The organism is Meiothermus sp. CFH 77666 (assembly GCF_017497985.1).
Lineage (GTDB): Bacteria > Deinococcota > Deinococci > Deinococcales > Thermaceae > Meiothermus.
In genome coordinates this window covers 16,970-35,914 of record NZ_JAGDFV010000024.1, presented here as the reverse complement: position 1 = coordinate 35,914, position 18,945 = coordinate 16,970, and the positions used below count along the sequence as shown (strand labels likewise).

21 protein-coding genes and 1 riboswitch are annotated in these 18,945 nt (G+C 64.8%); of the genes, 12 read left to right on the top strand and 9 right to left on the bottom strand.

The genetic code is table 11. The features are described 5' to 3' along the window. Window positions 1-40 precede the first annotated feature (40 nt). Window positions 41-871: a universal stress protein gene (locus tag J3L12_RS12400; protein WP_208015376.1), complete on the top strand. Its 831-nt coding sequence runs from the start codon at window positions 41-43 to the stop codon at window positions 869-871. 494 nt (window positions 872-1,365) lie between these two features. On the opposite strand, the gene J3L12_RS12390 is transcribed toward J3L12_RS12400, so the two are convergent. Then, complete coding sequence (locus J3L12_RS12390) at window positions 1,366-1,572, bottom strand: type II toxin-antitoxin system HicB family antitoxin (protein ID WP_208015372.1); 207 nt, start codon at window positions 1,570-1,572, stop codon at window positions 1,366-1,368. Window positions 1,573-1,648: 76 nt separating this feature from the next. Continuing rightward, window positions 1,649-1,709, top strand: a riboswitch (Fluoride riboswitch). Between the two features lie 47 nt (window positions 1,710-1,756). Between J3L12_RS12390 and J3L12_RS12385 the strand changes: the two genes are divergently transcribed. From J3L12_RS12385 to J3L12_RS12375, 3 genes are read left to right on the top strand one after another with little or no spacing between them, the layout of a single operon-like run. After that, on the top strand, window positions 1,757-2,938 hold the full coding sequence (locus J3L12_RS12385) for a cation:proton antiporter (RefSeq protein ID WP_208015371.1): 1,182 nt from the start codon (window positions 1,757-1,759) through the stop codon (window positions 2,936-2,938). After that, complete coding sequence (locus tag J3L12_RS12380) at window positions 2,935-3,384, top strand: hypothetical protein (protein WP_208015370.1); 450 nt, start codon at window positions 2,935-2,937, stop codon at window positions 3,382-3,384. The genes J3L12_RS12385 and J3L12_RS12380 overlap by 4 nt, the downstream gene beginning before the upstream one ends. Continuing rightward, on the top strand, window positions 3,356-3,775 hold the full coding sequence (locus J3L12_RS12375; protein WP_208015369.1) for a universal stress protein: 420 nt from the start codon (window positions 3,356-3,358) through the stop codon (window positions 3,773-3,775). The genes J3L12_RS12380 and J3L12_RS12375 overlap by 29 nt, the downstream gene beginning before the upstream one ends. Window positions 3,776-3,805: 30 nt before the next feature. Here J3L12_RS12375 and J3L12_RS12370 read toward each other — a convergent pair whose 3' ends face one another. After that, a complete protein-coding gene (locus J3L12_RS12370; RefSeq protein WP_208015368.1) occupies window positions 3,806-5,092 on the bottom strand; it encodes an RNA-guided endonuclease TnpB family protein in 1,287 nt (428 codons plus the stop codon). A gap of 116 nt (window positions 5,093-5,208) precedes the next feature. Here J3L12_RS12370 and crcB point away from each other — a divergent pair, with 116 nt between their 5' ends. From crcB to J3L12_RS16780, 8 genes are read left to right on the top strand one after another with little or no spacing between them, the layout of a single operon-like run. Next, window positions 5,209-5,610 carry a fluoride efflux transporter CrcB gene (gene crcB / locus J3L12_RS12365; protein WP_208015367.1) on the top strand — a complete coding sequence of 134 codons (402 nt, stop codon included), beginning with the start codon at window positions 5,209-5,211 and terminating at the stop codon, window positions 5,608-5,610. Window positions 5,611-5,622: 12 nt separating this feature from the next. After that, the gene (locus J3L12_RS12360) at window positions 5,623-5,964 is read left to right on the top strand and encodes a DUF190 domain-containing protein (RefSeq protein ID WP_208015365.1); all 342 of its coding nucleotides are present in this window, start codon (window positions 5,623-5,625) and stop codon (window positions 5,962-5,964) included. Next, window positions 5,961-6,668, top strand: coding sequence for a metallophosphoesterase family protein (locus J3L12_RS12355; protein ID WP_208015364.1), 708 nt, complete (start codon window positions 5,961-5,963; stop codon window positions 6,666-6,668). The genes J3L12_RS12360 and J3L12_RS12355 overlap by 4 nt, the downstream gene beginning before the upstream one ends. 10 nt (window positions 6,669-6,678) lie before the next feature. Further along, a complete protein-coding gene (locus J3L12_RS12350; RefSeq protein ID WP_208015363.1) occupies window positions 6,679-7,131 on the top strand; it encodes a hypothetical protein in 453 nt (150 codons plus the stop codon). Next, window positions 7,128-8,288, top strand: coding sequence for an MFS transporter (locus J3L12_RS12345; RefSeq protein ID WP_208015362.1), 1,161 nt, complete (start codon window positions 7,128-7,130; stop codon window positions 8,286-8,288). The genes J3L12_RS12350 and J3L12_RS12345 overlap by 4 nt, the downstream gene beginning before the upstream one ends. Beyond that, on the top strand, window positions 8,285-8,908 hold the full coding sequence (locus tag J3L12_RS12340) for a hypothetical protein (RefSeq protein ID WP_208015361.1): 624 nt from the start codon (window positions 8,285-8,287) through the stop codon (window positions 8,906-8,908). The genes J3L12_RS12345 and J3L12_RS12340 overlap by 4 nt, the downstream gene beginning before the upstream one ends. Further along, entirely contained in the window at window positions 8,905-9,522 is a 618-nt protein-coding gene (locus tag J3L12_RS12335) for a hypothetical protein (protein WP_208015360.1), read from the top strand. Before J3L12_RS12340 ends, J3L12_RS12335 begins: the two co-directional genes overlap by 4 nt. A 56-nt stretch (window positions 9,523-9,578) precedes the next feature. After that, on the top strand, window positions 9,579-10,400 hold the full coding sequence (locus tag J3L12_RS16780; RefSeq protein WP_208015359.1) for a hypothetical protein: 822 nt from the start codon (window positions 9,579-9,581) through the stop codon (window positions 10,398-10,400). A 127-nt stretch (window positions 10,401-10,527) separates the two neighbouring features. On the opposite strand, the gene J3L12_RS12325 is transcribed toward J3L12_RS16780, so the two are convergent. The 7 genes from J3L12_RS12325 to J3L12_RS12295 all read right to left on the bottom strand — a co-directional run bounded on the left by J3L12_RS12325 (window position 10,528) and on the right by J3L12_RS12295 (window position 18,709). Then, a complete protein-coding gene (locus J3L12_RS12325) occupies window positions 10,528-11,739 on the bottom strand; it encodes a trypsin-like peptidase domain-containing protein (protein WP_208015358.1) in 1,212 nt (403 codons plus the stop codon). A 120-nt stretch (window positions 11,740-11,859) separates the two neighbouring features. Continuing rightward, complete coding sequence (locus J3L12_RS12320; RefSeq protein ID WP_208015357.1) at window positions 11,860-12,102, bottom strand: hypothetical protein; 243 nt, start codon at window positions 12,100-12,102, stop codon at window positions 11,860-11,862. A 106-nt stretch (window positions 12,103-12,208) separates the two neighbouring features. After that, entirely contained in the window at window positions 12,209-13,453 is a 1,245-nt protein-coding gene (locus J3L12_RS12315) for an ArsR family transcriptional regulator (protein ID WP_208015356.1), read from the bottom strand. A 9-nt stretch (window positions 13,454-13,462) separates the two neighbouring features. Then, the gene (locus J3L12_RS12310; RefSeq protein ID WP_243455210.1) at window positions 13,463-14,173 is read right to left on the bottom strand and encodes a LamG domain-containing protein; all 711 of its coding nucleotides are present in this window, start codon (window positions 14,171-14,173) and stop codon (window positions 13,463-13,465) included. A gap of 109 nt (window positions 14,174-14,282) precedes the next feature. Beyond that, window positions 14,283-15,608 (bottom strand): S8 family serine peptidase, encoded by a 1,326-nt coding sequence (locus J3L12_RS12305; protein ID WP_208015354.1) that lies wholly within the window; start codon window positions 15,606-15,608, stop codon window positions 14,283-14,285. A gap of 63 nt (window positions 15,609-15,671) precedes the next feature. Next, on the bottom strand, window positions 15,672-16,946 hold the full coding sequence (locus tag J3L12_RS12300) for a peptidase S8 and S53 subtilisin kexin sedolisin (protein ID WP_208015353.1): 1,275 nt from the start codon (window positions 16,944-16,946) through the stop codon (window positions 15,672-15,674). Window positions 16,947-16,984: 38 nt separating this feature from the next. After that, window positions 16,985-18,709 carry a tetratricopeptide repeat protein gene (locus J3L12_RS12295; RefSeq protein WP_208015352.1) on the bottom strand — a complete coding sequence of 575 codons (1,725 nt, stop codon included), beginning with the start codon at window positions 18,707-18,709 and terminating at the stop codon, window positions 16,985-16,987. Between the last annotated feature and the right edge of the window lie 236 nt (window positions 18,710-18,945).

Below are 18,945 nucleotides of genomic sequence, written 5' to 3'. Positions count from 1 at the left end.
TGTAGATGGTCTTTTTATCCGGTGTCAGAAAGGAGTGCGTATGTTCGAACGAATCCTGGTTCCCTACAACAGCGGTACAAGCGCCCAGATGGCCTTGCAGCAGGCCCTGCAGATAGCCCAAAAACACGGCGGAATAATCCACGGGCTCAACGTCTTCGACCCGGCTCCTTACCAGACCGAGCCGCTGCTGATGGATATGGGCAACGGCCTGCCGCCCCAGCCCGTGGATCCCAATCTGTCCATGGAGGCCCATCTGCTCCGGATTGCCGAGGATCGGGCCAAGGAGAGCCTCGATCACCTCGAGCGTGAATGCCAGGCTGCGGGCGTGCGCTACACCACCGAGCTGCGCATGGGGGACGTGGCCGCCCAGGTGCTTGAGGCTGCCCACCAGGCCGACCTGATGGTGCTGGGCCGCTCTGGGGGGGGCCATAAACTGCGGGCCCTGCAGGATACCTGGGTGCGCCGCAGCCCGGTGCCGGTCTGGCTGGCGGTAGGAGGGGCCTCCGAGCCCCGCCAGGTGGTGCTGGCCTACGACGGTGGCGCAAAAGCCGCCGATGCCCTACAGGTGGCCGCTCGGCTGGCCCAAAGCTGGGGTCTGCCCCTCCTGCTGCGGGCGGTGCGTGAAGAGAGCCGCGTAGACGAGACCACCCTGCGCCAGGCAGGGGGACTCCTTCACGAGCTCGGCATTGACCCCGTCTCCGCCGAGTTGATTCAGGGGCGCCCGGCGGAAGCCCTGGCTTCGCTAACCGGGCCCCATTCCCTTCTGGTAATGGGTACCCACGGGCACGGGGTCTTCCTGGGCCTGCGCTTTGGTCGCACGGTGGACGGTGTGGTGCAGGGAGCCAGGGGTGCGCTCTTGATCTGCCCGTAAAGGATGGGTGAGGGCAGGGAATCTAAATACACAGTCGTATAGATGCCTGTACATTTTCACTGGAGTCCTGGAAGTCTTCTAGTCATTGCGAGCATCCGCAGGATGCGAAGCAATCCAGATCGCCCAACCCAGCTGGTAGTTTGGCAAACTTCTTCTGGATTGCTTCGTCGGCCTTTGGCCTCCTCGCAATGACGGTTGCCACCTGAGAGACTGGTTGGCGAGCGCTCAGACCAACGTTCGGCAGAATGTATAGGCTCCTTTACGACGCTGTACTAAACGTTTTTACAGGGTCTCGAAAATCTCCAGGCCTAAACCAGCCTGACGTAGGATACTTCGTAATGTTCCCACTGCAATCTCCTCATGGGCAGGAACAATTACGGTGCGCACCATCCCTCTTCCCGCACGAGCTTGACGTGGCTGCCCTTTTGTGACTGAAGGATAAAACCCGCAGCGCAGCTTCAAGGCGACGCCTTACCTCGCGGTAGGGGAGGGGCCTAAGCGACCCCAAGCTCTACCTCCACCTTGCACAGCAAGGGCAAAGGGTTTGGCAATGGGGGTTCGAGGTATAGTTCCAGGGCCTCCCGCAGATTTTGTAGGGCCTCTTCCTCACTGGTTCCCTGGCTGGCCACGTCCACCTCGAGGCACCGGGCTACCCGCAGGTTGTCCTCACGCCACAGATGGGCCGTGAACTGCTGTTTCATGACTTTATCGTAATCTCCCATCAGATACTGCGTTGGTTCTGATCTTTACCAATTCTTTACCCCAGGCCCCCATACTGCTCTCAAAGGCGATGGAGCTCGCCATAACCGCCCCCAGGGCTGATAGCTCCTACTCCAGAAGGGGTAGGGGTTTCTCTTACCTGCCCCGACCACAGGGAGGACAGGCATGGAGAATATCTGGTTTTCGGCGGCGCTCTGGTTGGGGCTGGCCCTTCTGGCTACCCTGCTTTCCATCTGGTTAGGTTTGTCGGTGGCCCTGACCGAGATTGTGGTAGGGGTGGCGGCGCAGCTCGGGGTGGGGGCAGCCCTGGGGCCCAAGGTGCTGGGGGCTGAGCAGGGCTGGATTGCTTTTCTGGCCGGGGTGGGGAGCATCGTGCTGACCTTTCTGGCCGGGGCCGAGCTCGAGCCCGAAGCCTTCCGCAAAAGCTGGAAGGAGGCCACCGTGTTGGGTCTGGCCGCTTTTCTGGCCCCCTTCCTGGGGGTGGCAGCCATTGCCCACTACCTCCTGGGGTGGGCCGCACAGCCGGCCTGGCTGGCCGGGGTGGCTCTCTCCACTACCAGCGTGGCGGTGGTGTATGCGGTCATGCTCGAGCTGGGCCTCAACAAAACCGCCTACGGCAAACTCATCCTGGCGGCCTGCTTTGTGAACGACCTGGCAACGGTGGTGGCCCTGGGGCTGCTCTTTGCGCCGTTTGGCCTGCGTACCCTGCTTTTTGCCCTGGGCCTGGCGGGGGGGCTGTTTGTACTTTTGAAGGTTACCGGGCCCTTCTTCCAAAAGTATGGGGGGCGTACCAGCGAGCTCGAGGCCAAGTTTCTGCTCTTTGCCCTGTTTGCGCTGGGGGGGCTGGCGGTCTGGAGTGGCTCCGAGGCGGTGCTACCGGCCTATCTGGTGGGCATGGTGCTGGCCGGCACGGTGGGCAAGGATCACGCCCTGGTGCGCCGCTTGCGCACCCTCACCTTCGGTTTCCTGACCCCCTTCTATTTCATCCGGGCTGGCTCGCTGGTGCAGATGCCGGTGCTGGTGAGCGGCTTTGGGGTTTTTGCGGCGCTGCTGTTGGGCAAGATGCTCACCAAGTTCGTGGGCGTTTTTCCGGTGACCCACCGCTACCACTACCCGCAGGGGGAGTCCATGTACACCACCCTCTTGATGAGCACCGGGCTGACCTTCGGCACCATCAGCGCCCTGTATGGCCTGAGCCACGGCATCATCAGCGCGGCGCAGTACTCCTACCTGGTCGCGGCGGTAATCGCCAGCGCGGTGGTGCCTACCTGGCTGGCCAACCGCTTCTTCCTGCCAAGGCGGCACCTGGAGCAGGTGTCTAAGTCCACCCAGGAGGTAGCAGCATGAGGCTGACCGAGAACCACCGCCGGGTGCTCTCGCTGGCCCTGGCCGAGCTGGAGGAGTACCTGCTGCGGCTCGAGCGTGCCCTGACCGAGGAGCCCCTGGTGGGGCACCTGTACCAGGAGGCCAACGCCCTGCAAAGCCACGAGCGGGCGGAGAGCATCGTGAAGGTGGCGGATGCGCTGCGGGGGCAGGTGGGCGAACTGGCCCGCTTGCTGGCCCTGGAGCCGGTTCGGCACGACCGGTTTGATTTGATCTGGGCGGGTCTTTCGGCCCACTGGGCCAACCTGGAGGAGCTACGCCCGGCCCATCTGAGCAGCTACGGGCCGCTCAAACCGGAGGTGGCGGGCTTTTTGGAGGTTCGGCTGTCGTTGCTCGAGCGGGGTCTAGAGCGAATCGAGAACATTTTGACGGAGGTGGAGGATGTTCAGGCGAATCGTGGTGGGGTTTGACGGCTCGGAATCCTCGCGCAAGGCCCTGCTGGAGGCCCTCGAGCTGGCCCGGGCCTTTCAAGGGGGAGTGCATGCGGTGGCGGTGGTGCGGCCTCCGGAGTTTGCCGAGCTCGAGGGCGAGGTGGAGGGAGCCCTGAACCAGGCCCAGGCCGCCCTCAGCGAGGCCTTTAGCTGGGCTCGGGCCGCCGCCCATAAACACGGGGTAGAGCTACACCTGCACCGCCGGGTGGGGCATCCGGCTGAGGTACTGATGCGCTATGCCGAGGAGTGCGGAGCCGACCTGGTGGTGCTGGGGCGGCGCGGGCTCACGCGGGTGCAGCGCTGGATGCTGGGTTCGGTCTCGGAACGGGTGCTGCGCTATGCGCCCTGCCCGGTGATGGTGGTGCACTGACATCCTCCCCGGACTTCAGTCCGGGGGCTCCTACGCGGAACTTTCGAGGTTGGAGTCTGCATGAGCCGAGGTAGATTCCCTTTCGGGACGGGCCATGCCCGTACACCTGGAAGCCCACACCTTTACCCCATCCACCCGGTCTCCAATGAGACCAGGCTGACCTGCGCCGCGCCGTGGCGCGGCGCTCGGTCGGGCCGTGTCAGGCGGCCCATGACGCAGCAGTCCAGCCGCTACGTCAGCGATGTTCAAACTGGCTACCACATCGGCGTTGCCCTGGTAGCCGCAGGCCACACATCGGAAGTGGCTCTGCTCGGGTCGGTTGGCCCGGGTAGCGTGCCTACAGCGGGGGCAGGTACGGCTGGTCTTGCGGGGGTCTACGAACACCACTCGCACCCCGGCTCGCTCGGCCTTGTAGAGAACAAAATCCACCAGTTGCCGAAAGGCCCAACTAGAGACCATGCGGTTGAAGCGTTTGCTGCCCCGCACCCTATCCCGAATGCCGTCCAGCTTCTCGAAGGCCAGCACCGGATTGGGGTACTGGGTTGCAAGGTCTACCAACTTCTTGCTGGTCTTGTGGTTGAGGTCGGTCATCCATCTGCGCTCCTTACCCCGCATCGCCTTGACCCGGTCGGTACGGCGGTGGCGTTGGTAGCGTTTGCGGAGAGAGGCCCGGTGCTCGCGCTCATGGCGGATGGGTTTACCGTTGGCAACAAAAAGGCCATTGGGATGCTTGGCTGCGACCAACCGAACGATGCCCAGGTCAACCCCGATCACGGTAGGTTCGCCGTGTCCATCACAGATGGTTGGGGTAGTGGGTATTCTAAGGGGCAGCATCACGAACCAGTCTTCGCCCCGCTTGAACAGCCGAGCATCACCCTGGACGTATTGCAGTTTGTCCCGCCAATGCCGCGGGACACAAAGGGGGAGCCAGATGTAGTCACCTTGCACCCCGGTGGAAAGCCGAAGGGCTGTGCCCACGACCCGGTAGGCGTTGACCCCCAGCCCTATCCCCTGGCTACGTACCACCGTCGGTCTGCCCGTCCGCTGCTTGCTCTTGCGAAGCCCAAAATGGCTTCTCGCAAGCTGCACGGCCTGGTTGACTGCCATGCGGCAGTAGTCGGAGGGCAAGCCCAGGGTGCGGATGTTCGAGTAGGCGGCGGCATGGATTTTCCCCCTGTTCGAGGTTTTGGCGCTCAGAGCGAAATCAAGGCCAAGCTGCGTTCCCTGGCGGAAGCGCTCAGCGGTCTGGTCGAGCCAGGCCCGCTTGGCCCTGCCGGGGGCGCGCAGTTTGAGCACGACGGTTTCTGCCCTGTGCATGGATGTACTGTAGCGCACCAGCGGATGGGTGTGCTAGACCGGGCTTCGCCCGGCTTCCGCTTCCTCCCCGCATTGAAATGCGGGGCATCCGCGAAAGGAGTTTTGTGAGGGCTGGGATGAGCTTCTGGCAGAGTTTTTTCTCCAACCGCTATCTGCTCATCTTCCTGGGGGGTGCGGTGGGCTCGGTGCTCCGCTATGGCCTGGGCAGCCTGATCCAGAGTGGCCTGGGCAGCGGTTTTCCCTGGAGTACCCTGACCGTCAACCTGCTTGGCAGCTTTTTGATTGGCCTGGTGCTGCGGCTCTCTGCCGAGGGCGCGGTTTCGCGGGAGGGTCGTTTTCTTCTGGCCATGGGCTTTTGTGGGGGCTTCACCACCTTTTCCACCCTGAGCTGGGAAGCCTTGGGGCTGTTGCAGGGCCGACAGTGGGTTTCCTGGATGCTCTATACCCAACTGAGCCTGCTGCTGGGCCTCTTGCTGACCTGGTTGGGCTACAGCCTTGGCGGACGGATGGTGGCCTAAAGGGAGGTCTGCATGAAACTGCAAGGTGAAGCCAAGCTACTCCGCATATTCATCGGCGAGGCCGACCACTGGCACGGCAAGCCGCTGCACGAGGCGATTGTGCTCGAGGCCCGGCGCTTCGGGCTGGCGGGGGTGAGCGTGTTCAAAGGTTTTGAAGGGTATGGGGCCCACTCGCGCATCCACAGCAGCAAAATTCTGCAGCTCGCTGAAGACCTGCCGGTGCTGGTGGAGATTGTGGACGCCGAGGAGAAAATCCGCGAGTTCCTGCCGGTGCTGGATCAGATGGTGCAGGAGGGGCTCATCACCATGGAAAAGGTAGAGGTAATCCGCTACCTGCCCAAGGAGCGGTCATGAGGCTCTTGTTGCTGACCGATATCCATGCCAACCCCTGGGCCCTGGAGGCCATAGAGCGGAGGGTGGGGCCGGTGGACGCGGTACTGGTGGCCGGCGATGCGGTGAACTACGGGCCCGAGCCCGGCGCCGTGCTGGACTGGCTGACCAGCCGACGCGCGGTGGCGGTGCGGGGCAACCACGACCAGGCAGTGGCCTTTCGGCAAGACCCCAAAGCCGCCCCGGCCAAAGCCAGGCTGGCCCGGACGCTTGCCGAATGGACCCGCCAGCGACTCACCGCTTCCCAGATGGCCCTCCTGCGCAGCCTGCCGGTGCAGCTCACCTGGGAGCTGTCGGGCGTTCGGGTGGCCATGGTGCACGCCACCCCGAGCGACCCCCTCCACGACTACCGCCTGCGCCCCGACGCGGACGGGCCCTTGCTGGCCGCGCTTTGCGCCGGGGTGAAGGCTGATCTCTTGCTGGTCGGCCATACCCACCTGCCCCTTGTGCGCCGGGTAGGAGAACTGATGGTGATCAACCCTGGTTCGGTGGGGCAGCCCCTGGACGGCGATCCCCGTACTGCCTTTGCCCTGTGGGAGGACGGCGAGGTGCGCCTGTGTCGCCTGGAATACGACCGCACCCCGTTGCTGGCCGCGCTGGAACGCCTGCCGCTGGAGGAGCATGTGCGCCACGAGCTGCGCCGGATCTACCTCGAGGCCCGGCTCTAGGAGGAGAGGTATGCAACCACAACTCAGGTTTCTGGCAGGTCCTGCCGACCTCTACCGGGTGGTGGCCTGGCTCTGCGAGGCGCGCGAGGCCCCGCTAGAGGAGGCCGCCCCGGTCTTGCGGGCGATCGTAGACCAGCCCCTGGAGACCCTCGAGCTGGCCGAGCGGCTGGGCCTGGTGGTCCAAAGCGGACTGGCCTTGATGCCCACCCCCTTGGGCTGCGCCTGGGCGGCGCGGCCCGAGGTGCGACCCCCGACCTTCGAGGGTTTGCTGGGGGAGCTTCCCCTGGAAACGGTACGGGCCCGCCTGCGGCGGGCCGGTGGGCGGCTCTCGCTCGTGGCCCTGGCCGACCTGGTGACGGGCCCCCACGCCGAACAGACGGCCCAGGCCCTGGCCGACTGGGGGGAGTGGCTGGGCTACTGGCAGCAGGAGGCAGGCTGGCTATGGTTGCGGGAGGCTGCATGAAAACCAACACCCAGACAGCCTGGCGGCTGGTGGTGGGCCTGGGGCTGGTGAGCCTCTTTGCTGACTTCACCTACGAGGGCGGGCGCAGCATCAGCGGGCCCTTTCTGGCGGTGCTGGGGGCCGGGCCTTTGCTGGTGGGGGCGGTGGCCGGGGTGGGCGAGTTCCTGGGCTACCTGGTACGCCTGTTTGCCGGGCGCTGGGTGGATCGGAGCGGCCAGCCCTGGCGGCTTATGTACCTGGGCTATGCCCTGAACCTGCTCTCCATCCCGGCCCTGGCCCTGGCACCCTCCGCCTGGGGTGCGGCCCTGCTCTTGTTTCTCGAGCGCCTGGGCAAGGGCCTGCGCACCCCGGCGCGCGATGCGCTGCTCTCCCACGCGGGCGATCATCTGGGCCAGGGCAAGGTCTTTGGCCTGCATGAGCTACTCGATCAATCGGGGGCGTTTCTGGGGCCCCTGCTGGTGGCCTTGCTGGTGAGCCTGGGGGGTTACCGCCTGGGGTTTGCCGGACTCCTCGTGCCGGCGCTGCTGGCCCTGGTCTTCCTGCTATCGGCCCGGCGGCTCGATGGGGTGGCCAGGCCGTCCGCGCCGCAGGACTGGGAAAGCCTTCCCCGAGCTTACTACGCCTATTTGCTCTTTGCCATGCTGACGGTGGCAGGGTTTGCGCACTTTCAGTTGGTGGCCTACCACCTGGAGGCAACCCGTGCCGTCCCGGCGGCCACCATCCCGCTCCTGTTCGCCCTGGCCATGGGAGCCGACGCCCTGGTGGCCTACGGGGTGGGGCACCTCTTTGACCGGCTGGGGCTCCGGTTGCTCTGGGGGGTGCCGGTGCTGAGCCTGGCGGTGGCCCCGTTGTTCTTCCTGGGGCAAGGCCTGGGGGTACTGGTGCTGGCGGCGCTCCTCTGGGGCAGCGCGCTGGGCCTGCAAGAAAGCCTGATGCGTACGGCGGTGGCCGTCCTGAGCCCGCAGGCCCGCCGGGGCAGCGCCTACGGCCTTTTCGATACCGCGTTTGGGGGGGCCTGGATGCTGGGCAGCCTGGCCATGGGTTTCTTTTACAGCCTGGCCCCCCGGCATCTGGTCGCCTTTGCGGTGCTGCTGCAAATAGCTGCTGCGCTGTTTCTGTGGCGATTTTACGCCACCTTGAAGGAGGTACGGGCGTGAAGCTCTTCCACAGGCCGCCCCCACCCGACCTGGCCCGCCTGCAAAGTGAAAAAGCAGCCCTGGAGGCGCGGGTGGCCCAGCTCGAGCAGGATCTGGCCTTCTGCGAAAAACAAAATCACCGTCTGGTTCAAGACGCAGGCCCGGCGCTTCGGGAGAACGCCGTGCTGCGTTACCAGCTCTACAAGTGCGAAAGCGACCGGCAGGTGCTGGAGTTTCATGTTCAGGGCAGTCGGGCCGAGGCGGGTGTGGCCCTCAACCTGCTCCACCGGCTGGCCCCTCCGGGCGCTGCCGAGCAGATGGAGCCGCTCGAGGCCACGCTGTTGTTCTTGTACCAGGCCCGCACGCTGGGGGTCTGGCGCGAGGCGCTGGAGCCGCTGGAAGAGCAGGCCCAAAGCCTGTGGCAGGCCGAGCACGGCGAACCCTGGCGCTTCGAGGGCGAACGTTGGCTGGCTCTGAGTGTGGCCGCCCTCCTGCGGCGGCTCGAGCAGGCCCGCAGCCAGAGTCTGGAGGAGGCCGCCCGCCCTGCCGATGGCTTCAGGGCCTTCGACCCGGCGCGGGCCGCCCTGGCCAGTGTGCTCCAGCAGGCCTTGCTCGCCTTCACCCCCGAGGAGGCTCCATGACGCCCAGCCTGCTCTGGCCCACGACCCCTGCTTCGCTGGTGGTGGAGCCGCCACCCTTCTTCCCCGACCTGAACCTCGACCGGGTGGTGGAAAAGGCTGTGGGGGGCCTCGAGTTCGACCTGCGCCCGCTGTACTACACCCCCCTGCACGAGCCAGAAGCCATCCGCTACCGCCAGGCCGTCTTTGCCGATCTGGCAGACCCTGTGCTCAGGGAGGCCCTGCGAGCCTTTGTCCAGGCCCAGCAGGAGCTCAGGCGGCTGTTAAAACTGGCCCAGACCCTTAGCAACCCCTACCAGCAACAGGGCTATTTCCTGGAGGCGGCCCTGCTCTACGTGCGCTCGACGCGGGCCCTGGGCCAGGCCCTGGATGGCTCGTGCCTGGCCTCGGAAGGGCTGAAGCGGGTGCGGGCTTTCCTCGCGCAGTACCGGGCCTCGGCGGGTTTTGCGGCTCTGGCTCAGGAGGCCCAGGGTTTGCAGGCGGCCCTGGCGGCCATCCGCTATACGCTGCACATCCAGGGTGACCGGGTCACGGTGCGCGCCTGGGCCGGCGAGCCCGACTACCAGACCGAGCTCGAGGCCGCTTCCGCCAGGGCCACTCGAAGGACTACCGGGTAAGCTTTTCGGACTGGAACCAGCTCAACCACATCGAGGAGCGCATTCTGGAGGGGGTGGTGGGGCTCTTTCCCCAGGTCTTCGCCGAGCTGGCCGCCTTCACCCTGCGCCACCCAGACTTTCCCGATCCTGTGCTCGCCACGCTTGATTGGGAGGTACAGTTCTTCCTGAGCTATCTGGACTACCTTCAGCCCTTGCAGACGGCGGGGCTCTCTTTTTGCCTTCCGGAGATTGCCCAAGACAAGTGGGAATCGCTTCGAGAGGGTTTTGAGCTGGCCCTGGCCCGCCAGCAGCTAGAAGCTGGCGGCAAGGTGGTACCTAACAGTTTTTACCTAGAGGATCCGGAGCGCATTCTGGTGGTGACCGGCCCCAACCAGGGCGGCAAGACCACCTTTTTGCGCAGCCTGGGTCAGGCCCAGCTGATGCTCCAGTCGGGGCTATTTGTGGGGGCCCAAACCTTCACTTCGGGGCTTTGTGCGGGGGTTTTCACCCATTTCAAGCGCGAGGAGGATCCCACCCTCAAAAGCGGCAAGTTCGACGAGGAGTTATCGCGTATGAGCCGGATTGTGGATCATCTGCGTCCCGGCGCTTTGGTGCTTCTCAACGAGCCGTTTGCGGCAACCCACGAGCTCGAGGGGGCCGAAGTGGCCTACCAGGTGGTGCGGGCGCTGCGGGCCCAGGGGGTGCGGGTGTACCTGGTAAGCCACATGTACAGCCTTACGCGCAGGCTATTGGAGGAAGGCTTTCCCGATGCGGTGTTCCTGCGGGCCGAGCGAAAGCCCGATGGCAGCCGGAGCTACCGTATGCTGCCCGGCGAACCCCTGAGCACCAGCTTTGGCCCCGATGTCTATCAGCAGGTTTTCGAACCTGCGTCCGTCTAGCGACCTCCTGATCCCACGCCCTCAAGACAACGCATAGACCTGGGGTCAAAGCAATAACCCCCTCGAGGTTTCTCGAGGGGGGCGAGGAGGGCAAGATACAACGGGGAGGGCAAGATGCAATCAGGGCTTAGTTGCTGGCCAGGAGCTGCGGTGTGGCGGTGACGGTCAGGCTCTGGCCCTCGCGCCAGATTTTGAGCGTGACCGGCTGGCCTGCGGCACCTTCCAGCACCCCCCGCAGGTCGTTGATGTCCTGGATGGGGGTACCGTTTACCTCCTGGATAACGTCCCCGTTCAGGCCCAGCTGCTGCACTGAGCCATCCGGAGCCTGCACCTGGAGGAACCGGGTGGAGGCTTTGAGACCGGCCTTCTCGGCGGGAGAGCCCTTTTCAACGCTCTGCACCATCAGACCCTCCTCGGGCAGGTCGTTGGCCTTCAGGGTCTGGGGATTGTAGGCGGCCAGGGGTACCACCGATACCCCAAGGCGTGGGCGGGAGGCCAGAATCTCCCTGTCGCTTATGTTTTTTCCCTGCTCGAGCTGTTTGAGGTACTGTTTGGCCAGGTTGATGGGAATGGCAAAGCCCACCCCAGCGTTCTGGGCATTGCCAAACTGCCCGGACGGCGAGATGATGGCGGTGTTGATGCCGATGACCTGGGCCCTCGAGTTGAGCAATGGCCCACCAGAGTTCCCTGGGTTAATGGCGGCGTCGGTCTGGATCAGGGTGGGCACCAGGGCATCCACTGCGCCGGGGTTGCGGCGCACCGCCGAGACGATACCGGTCGAAACGCTGTAGTCGAGGCCAAAGGGATTCCCGATGGCGATGGTTTTCTCGCCTACCTGTACCTGATCGGAGTCGCCCAGCGCTAGGGGCTTAAGCAGTTCTGCAGGGGCCTGTACCTGGATAACCGCCAGGTCGAGTGGCTGGGCCGTGCCCAGTACCTTAGCGGTGTAGCTCTTGGGGCTGTCCTTGAATCGCACGGTGATCTGACTGGCCCCCTGCACCACGTGGTAGTTGGTCAAGATGTGGCCTTGCTTGTCGAGCACAAACCCCGAGCCAGTGCCCTGCTGGGGCTGTGGTTGCAGGAAGGGGGCAAAGGGCTGGAGGTTATCGGGCAGGCTGGCTGCCGGGTTGCTGCGCACCGAGATGTAGACCACCCCTTCGCTGGCGGTCTGGGCGATCTCCACAGTGTTTCGTTCATCGGACAGCAGACCCTGGAGGCTGCTCGGGACTGGACTGGGGGCCGTGCTGGACTGACCATGGCTAAACGCGAACCACAAGGCCGACCCCGAAAGCACCGCCACCGCCAGCAGGCTGGAGGTTTTGAGTACTGTGCTCTTCATGGCTGTTTCTCCTTGGCTTGCCTGGCAAGCACAGTCTGAAGGGTAGTCGGTCGTGGTTTAAGTTCGGTAAAGGTCGGCCAAGTTGGAAGCGAAGCCTGAGGGGTAGCCTTCCAGTTCAACTCACCCGACGGGTGGCTTTTCTGGATTGCTTTGTCGGCTCTCGTTGGTCGGGTTGATTCGTTTTCGTTTGGCGATGAACCAACCCCAATCTGCTATTGGGAACTCCAGATCCGCTGCCGTCACCGCCAGATCAACACCTGCACCCAGCATCTGACCTTTGGCCTTCTGATCTACCTCTACCTGAAAAAGCTGAAACTGCAGACCTGTTCTGGTGTGTTTGTGCTCCGTCGCAATTTCTCGCAAGTTGACCCTGGACAGGAGTGACCTGTACACCTTCCTGGACACGGCTGCTTAAGTCTTGCGTAAGTTTGAGTAGGAAGGGCGGGTTGAGATACCAAGCCCAGCTTGCTCACCAGGTGAAACTGCTTTGCATGAAGGCAGCCTCGAGGTGCACCGGCCAAATCCGATCCAGGAACAGGGTGTGGTTGGTAACGGTTTCGCTGGGGATGGGCTTGGCCGCGAGAAGAGCGCTCAGGGCTTGGCTTCCGGCGAAGGCGCTGGCGTATAGCTGTACGCCCTGGCCCGGCGCGGGCACCACCCCGGAGAATCCTGGAGCGTTCTCCAGATCCACGTAGTAGGTGGAACTGCTCCCCAGGGCCCCCGGGCTCAAGTAGTGCCGCCAGTTGCGCACCCCCGGCTCTTCCAGGGAGAGGGCATAGCCCAGGAAGGAAAGGCCGGGGCTGAAACCTCCGGCGCTCAGGCTGCTAAAGGTGGGAAGGACTGTGGTGGTGTGGGTCTGGTTGCCCGAGAGGCTTAGGGGGGGCACGCCGAGGTTCAGCGTGGCCCCAGCGGCCACCGCCGGGTCCATGGCATTCATCCGCCAGAAGGCGTAACTAAACCCATGGTAGGTCCAGAACTGGAAAAAGTCTTTGGCCGAAAGGCTGGGGCGGCCCACCCCCTGGGTTCCTCCGGGCCAAGCAGCCAGGGGGAGCTGGACGGAGGTGGTGAGGATCAGGCCGGCCTCGGAGAGGAAACCGGGAGGGGCGGTGACGGTTAGGGTTGGGGTGACGGCCAGGGAGATGGGCCCTACCAGGGTTGTGCCCGGCCCTACGGAAATGGGGCCGGTGCGACCAAAGTATGGAGTTCCCCCGCTGTCTACCCCGAAGACCCCCACCTCGTGCCCGATGCCTTGGGGCAGGGGCAGGCTGGAAAAGGCCGCCCCGCTCAGGGAAACCTGGCCCCGGGCGGAGGCCGCGGTGCCGCTTTGAAGGGCCTGGCTCAGACTGCCCCCAACCGTTACGGTAGGACTGGCATAGGTACTGGGGCAGCGCACCACCAGGCTCGAGGAGAGCTCCGCCCGGCTCAGATCCAGGCTGACGTAGGACTGGGCGGAACCGCTGCTCGGACAGCGAAAGGCCACCTGGAAACGGGTTCCTGGGGGGATGGGTAGGTTCCAACTGGTCTGGGAAAGGGGTAAGGCGTTCCAAGGCAGGCCAGCGGTAGAGGGGGGAGGGCCCAGCCGCCAGGCCCCGGCGAGGGGCTGTAGGGGCTCCCCGAGCCCATCCACCAGGGTTACGTTCAGGGCCTGAGGCCCGCCGCCCGAGCAGGCGGTCAGGAGTGACAGAAGCAAGAGGAGAGGCCAAAAACGCTTCATAGATTCCCTTTATTGCCCGCTGTAGCTGGGATTTATCGTGCCTATCTTGATCTCATCAAGAGCGACCTCGCAGAAGAGGCCCGAGGGTTGGGTGTGCAAGGCCCCAAGCCAAAGCGGTAGGGTATTGTTGGTGACACCACTAGGCGCAGTGAAGGTACCCGCAGGGCTTCCGTTTACGTAGAAGGCGCCATTGGTACCATCTACCTTCACCGCTACCTTAGCCCAGGTGCCACTAGAAGGAGGATTGAAGTTAGCAGAGAAGGAGTTAGAAAAAAAGGTTTGATTCCCCAGCCTGAAAGCCGCCCGAACCACTCCTGAGCTCACTCCTTCCAGGTAAAGGGCGTATCCGTTCTGGGTGGCCTGATCCCATTTGTCCAGCACAGGATAGAAGGCTAAAGCCCCACACCCCACTGGGGCCACCCCGGCTTCCAGGTATAAGCTCCCGTAGGAGAGGTTAAGGTCTGGGGTAGAAGGTACCTCAACCCAGGTATTCCCGTTACCAGGGAAGTAGAGGGCCCCTCCCACCTGCCCGCTGACCTGGGTCGGGCCGCTGAAACTAGGCCAGGCCGCCACGGGGCCGGGTTTGGGTGCGCCCTGGTTAAAAATTGGGTTTGCCACCACATCCGCCACACTGGTGGCTCCTGGGGCCTCGTTCAAAGGCCAATGGGCTACAAGGCAGATTGCGGTAGTACACGGGGCTGCTGGGCTGCACCCCGCCATCAGCCCGGCGAGTAAAAAACCCAAACCCATTGCCAAGATCACGTTCTTATGCCGCATGGGATTCCTCCTCTGGTGGTTTGTATGGCTGGTTATGTGGATCATTGCCGACTCAAGGGACTTGGCTCAGGTCGAGCATCCCCGCCCCCACCGCTTGGACCGGGTAGGGCAGGGGTTTGGCATGCTGCTGCAGGGCCTGCTGAAGCTGGGCGGGGGTTAGGGTGGGCTGGGCCTCGAGCCACAGGGCCATGGCCCCGGCTACCAGGGGCGTGGCAAAGGAGGTACCGGTGCAGCTGCCCGTCGCCCCTCCCGGCTGGACGCAGTCCAGATCCGTGCCGGGCGCGGCCAGGTCTACGTACGAACCCTGGGTGCTGTAGGGGGCCGGCTGCCAGCCCGTCGGGGAGGCTTGCAGGGCCCCCACCGCCACCAGCCCTGGCAGGTCAAAGGCCGCCGGGTAGTGGGTGGGGCTGCCCTGGTTGCCCTGGTTGCCGGCTGCCGCAGCCACCGGGAGGCCCTGGCCTAAAGCCGCCTGCAAGGCCAGCTTCAGGGCTTCTACCGGGGTGTCACCCCCCAGGCTCAGGCTGAGCACGGTGGGGCCCTGGCGGTGCTGAACCACCCAGCACACCCCCCGCACCACCCGGCTGGCCCGGCAGACCCCGCTGGCGTCGCAGACCCGCAGCGGCAGGATTCCGACCTCGGGGGCCACCTCCTTGACCAGCCCCGCCGCCCCGGTGCCGTGCCCGCCGGGGAAGGCATCCTGAGGGATGGCATCGTCTTCCACAAAGTCGTACCCGGAAAGCTGGGGAACCGCGGGGTCTACCCCGGTGTCCAGCACCGCAACCTGCACCCCCTGGCCCCGGTGGCCCCGGCTCTGGGCCAATGGGGCCCCCACCTCCAAGCCCCCCTGGGTTGCGCCCAGGCTCCAGAGGCTCTCAGGGTCGGCTTTATAGCTGGGATCCTGGGCCTCGAGTTCGGCCAGGGCCCGGCCCAGGGTCTCGCCGCTGTAGCCCAGCTCGGCCAGGGCGAAGCCACAACCTTGCAGGCTGTCCAGCCGCACTAGGGTAAACCCGGTGGGGAGGCGGGGGGTCTGGCCCAGGGGCAGCCGCAGCAGCACCCGGCTGGGATCCACCGTGCCCAGCACCGAGAGCACCCCCCGGGCCTCCTGCCCTTCACCCACCACCCGCACCGGCTGGGGCCCCCCCGGCAGGCCCGGCACCCTGAAGCGCAGCTGCCCAGCCTCACGCCCGGTGACCAGGGCCTCTACCCCGCCCACGTAGACCCGCGCGCCCTGACTGCTGAGACCCACAAGCCGGGCCTCCACCTCCTCTCCAATGGCCGCGCGGGAGAGTGAGAGCGATACCGAGGGGCCCTGGGGCGAACATCCCACGCCCCAGAGCACCACCCAGGCCAGCCAGAAGATCCGAAAATACCTCTTCATCACGGGTTCCTTCCACCAGGAGGAAGCTCTCTCCTGCGACATCCAAGACCCAGATCGGCATGGCTAGGGGAGGCTCAGGTTGCTTCCCCCCACCGTGTAGGCGCCGGTGGCGATGGCCAGGGCGATATCGGTAGTGGCGGTGAAGGAGGCCGGATTGCTTTCATCCAGGCTCAGCACGGGGTTGGGTGAAAGCAGCGCGCTTACCGAAGCCTGAACGCTGCTGGCGTTGGCAAAGGGGGTATAGCTCAGCAGGCTGGCCAGGTTGGGGAAGGAATAGCTGGTGCTGCTGCCCAGCCAGCCCTTGCCCAGGGTGACCTGGTAGATCAGGGTGGCGTCCTCCAGCTCGATCCGATAGGCTTTTAGATTGGCTCCGCCGTAGCTCAGCCCACTGACCGTGGGGTGGGCCAGCGCGCTCAGGCTGAGGCTGCCCGAAGCCCAGGGGTTGGGCAGGGTGAGGGCAAGGGCCCCGCCGGAGCTGCCCTTGTAGCGCTCCAGCACGTTGCCGCTATTCCCAGCCACGGCGAAGGCCACGTAGCGATCCCCACTCCCGAACCCGCTGACCGGGCGGTAGCTGAAGCTGGCCGCTGCCATTCCGGTGGCATGCCCCACCTGGCCCAGGCCCCGGTTGTCGCTGCTCAGATAGATCACCGATGCGGTGCCATAGGTGGGGGTAAAGCCGCTCGGAAGAGTGGCCGAGAGGTTGGCCGGTGCGAGGGCATCTGCTGCGGCAAGAGAGGTGCTGCTCGAGCCCCCATTGCTGATGTTTACATTTCGCAGCACCTTGGCGGCCTTGTAGTTGGTGGGGTTGCCTGAGGCGCTCACCGTCACCAGCAGGTCTTGGGTGCTTGCGGGGGCGGTCAGGTTTACCGCCACCGGATTGGCCGGGTTAAGCACGCTGCCCCCGTCGCTAAAGTCTTTTCCGCTGACCACCACCGTGTCCCCTGCGACCACCCCTGGCACCGCCGAGACATCCACGTTGAGGGTGTAGGCCACCGTGCTAGGGTTAGGTTCGCTGCAGGTCACCTTGGGGTTGGATAACTCCGCGGCGGCGGCCTGAATCACCTGCACCTCGGTAGCCATGCCAGGAACCGGGGGGTTGCAGCGCACTGCTACGCCGTAAACGGTATTGCCGCTCAGGTTGAAGGTATAGGTGTTGCTGCTGTTTGGCGTAAAGGCCGTCCAGGCCCCGCTGCCCAGCTGGTAGCTGGCCGCATACCCCAGGTTCTGGTCATCCACCACGGTGAGGGTGATGCTGCTGGGGGGCGGGCTGCTGCCCCCACCGCAGGCCGCAAGCAAGAACCCGAAAACCAGGAGCAGAAGACGAGAGGTGTGTTTCATCGGTTCTACCTCCACGGGAAACCTTAGCAAACTCACCCTTAACGGGGTCTGAACGCCTCCAGCCGACCCCGGTAACGCTCGGCTAAAACGGCGTAGCGGGCCTCTTGCAGCAGGGCGATGGCCTCCTCGAGGCTCGCCGGGTCGCTCCTGAGCTCGGCCAGGTTGGCCAAGACTGCTGCGGTGAGCATCCACTCCCGCCCTTCTCGGGCCAGGGCCAGGGCCTTGCGGTAGGCGGCCTCGGCCTCCTCAGGCTTGCCTCGCCGGTGAAAAAGCGCCCCCAGATTGTTCCAGGCCCGGCCCTCGGCCTCGAGCGCCCCCGCTTTTTGCGCAGCCTCGAGGGACTGCCGGTACAACTGCTGGGCTTCCTCGCTGCGCCCCTGACGCTCCCGCACCACCCCCAGATTGAGCAGGGCTCGAGCCTGCAGGAGAGGCACATCGCCAGCAGCCTTCAAGGCCTCGCCCAGCACCGCCTCGGCTTCCGGGCTGCCCTGCTCAAACAGCGCCACCGCCCGGTTGTTCAGGGCGTCTACCTGGCGGGCGGTCTCCGCCGCGGCCAGGAAGCGCACCGCCGCCCGGGCAAACAGATCTGCCGCCGAGCCAAACTCCCCCCGGCTGAAGGCCAGCAAGCCCTGGAGGTTGAGGGCCTCTCCCTGGGCCCAGCTGCTCCCTTGCAGGGCTTCTTGGATCTGGGCCTCGGCCCCTGGCTGGCCCAGGCGAAACAGGAGGTTTCCCCGCACGGCGGCGGCCTCGGCCCCCTGCAAACCCGACTCCTCCAGCGCTTCCAAAGCCTCCTGATACCGGCCCAGCCGCTCCAGCGCCCGGGCTCGCAGGAGCTGTACCTGGGGCTCCAGGGCCAACCCTTGCAGCAGGCGCAGGCTCTCGGCAGGGTTCTCAGAAAGCATCCTCCGGGCCTCTGCTAGAAGGGCCTGTCCGGCTCGCTCCTGATCCTCTGCGCTCCATAATGCCCGCCCTATCTGGTAAAGAGGCAGAGCCCCTCGCAGGGGCAGCCGCCTGGCTAGGGTCAGGGCTACCTCCTGGGCCTCGATCGGTAGCCCGACTGAGGTACCGGGGGTCAGCCCCTCCAGGGGTCTAGCCTGTCCGGTTCCGTCCAGGAGCCGCTCTTCGTAGAGCCGCTCGAGGGCCTCGGGGTTCAGCGATAATACTTCGGCGGCCCGCCCAGGCAGCAGGGCATAAGCCCAGTAGGCCTTGCGTACCTCACGTGGGAGGGGCTCAGGGCATGGTGAGGGGGGGGTGTGTACCTCCAGGGCATGGCGCACCCCATTCAGCCCCAGAGCCTCGCTCAGGAGGGCCTGCCCCCTCTCGGTGAATCCCAGGGCAAAACAGGCTCTGGCCTGCGCCGCGTAACCCCGGTACACCTCCAGCGCGATCCGTTCACGGGTGGACCAGACCCACTCCTCCAGCTCCTCCCCCAAAGGCGCCTCCACCCCTTCCAAAAAAGCCCCCCGGTAGAGCCCGCGAACCTCAGAAAGCCGCCCTTCGCATAGGGCCCGGTGCAGGGGCTCCAGATCGGTGGGGATCACTGCCCTCAGCGCCTCCTCCCCCTCAATGACTCTAAATGGGCGAAGCTGACTCAGGGCCACCGAAAGGTTATTCAAAGGATCCTGAGCTTCGGGCCAGAACATCTCTGCCAATCTACGGCGGGGCTGGCTTCCTTCAATGGCCAGATAGGCGACCAGCAGCAGCGGTTTGATCCGGCTAAACGTTTCTCCCTCAAGGTGTAGTCCGCCTAGCGTGCGGAGCATGCTTTTCAAGCTACCAAATGCTGCTCCCCTTTTGCGCCCAAATGAACTACGCAGCATGCTTTTATAGGAGGTTGATTCAGGGCCTTCTGAAAAAAAGCAGGTAGAGTGCTGCAAATGCCAGAACAATGCCGATGTTGACAGCCAGTCGAACCCAGAACCGGTCCCTCAAAAACAGGTAATCTACCGAAACTACCACGACAACCAGAGCCAGAACATAAAGTGCTATCTGCAAAGTT

What these genes read in the sequence shown, in the direction of transcription:
- J3L12_RS12400 (WP_208015376.1), top strand. Translation starts at nt 41, where the DNA reads ATGTTCGAACGAATCCTGGTTCCCTACAACAGCGGTACAAGCGCCCAG.
- J3L12_RS12390 (WP_208015372.1), bottom strand. Translation starts at nt 1,572, where the DNA reads ATGAAACAGCAGTTCACGGCCCATCTGTGGCGTGAGGACAACCTGCGG.
- J3L12_RS12385 (WP_208015371.1), top strand. Translation starts at nt 1,757, where the DNA reads ATGGAGAATATCTGGTTTTCGGCGGCGCTCTGGTTGGGGCTGGCCCTT.
- J3L12_RS12380 (WP_208015370.1), top strand. Translation starts at nt 2,935, where the DNA reads ATGAGGCTGACCGAGAACCACCGCCGGGTGCTCTCGCTGGCCCTGGCC.
- J3L12_RS12375 (WP_208015369.1), top strand. Translation starts at nt 3,356, where the DNA reads ATGTTCAGGCGAATCGTGGTGGGGTTTGACGGCTCGGAATCCTCGCGC.
- J3L12_RS12370 (WP_208015368.1), bottom strand. Translation starts at nt 5,092, where the DNA reads ATGCACAGGGCAGAAACCGTCGTGCTCAAACTGCGCGCCCCCGGCAGG.
- crcB (WP_208015367.1), top strand. Translation starts at nt 5,209, where the DNA reads ATGAGCTTCTGGCAGAGTTTTTTCTCCAACCGCTATCTGCTCATCTTC.
- J3L12_RS12360 (WP_208015365.1), top strand. Translation starts at nt 5,623, where the DNA reads ATGAAACTGCAAGGTGAAGCCAAGCTACTCCGCATATTCATCGGCGAG.
- J3L12_RS12355 (WP_208015364.1), top strand. Translation starts at nt 5,961, where the DNA reads ATGAGGCTCTTGTTGCTGACCGATATCCATGCCAACCCCTGGGCCCTG.
- J3L12_RS12350 (WP_208015363.1), top strand. Translation starts at nt 6,679, where the DNA reads ATGCAACCACAACTCAGGTTTCTGGCAGGTCCTGCCGACCTCTACCGG.
- J3L12_RS12345 (WP_208015362.1), top strand. Translation starts at nt 7,128, where the DNA reads ATGAAAACCAACACCCAGACAGCCTGGCGGCTGGTGGTGGGCCTGGGG.
- J3L12_RS12335 (WP_208015360.1), top strand. Translation starts at nt 8,905, where the DNA reads ATGACGCCCAGCCTGCTCTGGCCCACGACCCCTGCTTCGCTGGTGGTG.
- J3L12_RS12325 (WP_208015358.1), bottom strand. Translation starts at nt 11,739, where the DNA reads ATGAAGAGCACAGTACTCAAAACCTCCAGCCTGCTGGCGGTGGCGGTG.
- J3L12_RS12315 (WP_208015356.1), bottom strand. Translation starts at nt 13,453, where the DNA reads ATGAAGCGTTTTTGGCCTCTCCTCTTGCTTCTGTCACTCCTGACCGCC.
- J3L12_RS12310 (WP_243455210.1), bottom strand. Translation starts at nt 14,173, where the DNA reads ATGGCGGGGTGCAGCCCAGCAGCCCCGTGTACTACCGCAATCTGCCTT.
- J3L12_RS12305 (WP_208015354.1), bottom strand. Translation starts at nt 15,608, where the DNA reads ATGAAGAGGTATTTTCGGATCTTCTGGCTGGCCTGGGTGGTGCTCTGG.
- J3L12_RS12300 (WP_208015353.1), bottom strand. Translation starts at nt 16,946, where the DNA reads ATGAAACACACCTCTCGTCTTCTGCTCCTGGTTTTCGGGTTCTTGCTT.
- J3L12_RS12295 (WP_208015352.1), bottom strand. Translation starts at nt 18,709, where the DNA reads ATGCTCCGCACGCTAGGCGGACTACACCTTGAGGGAGAAACGTTTAGC.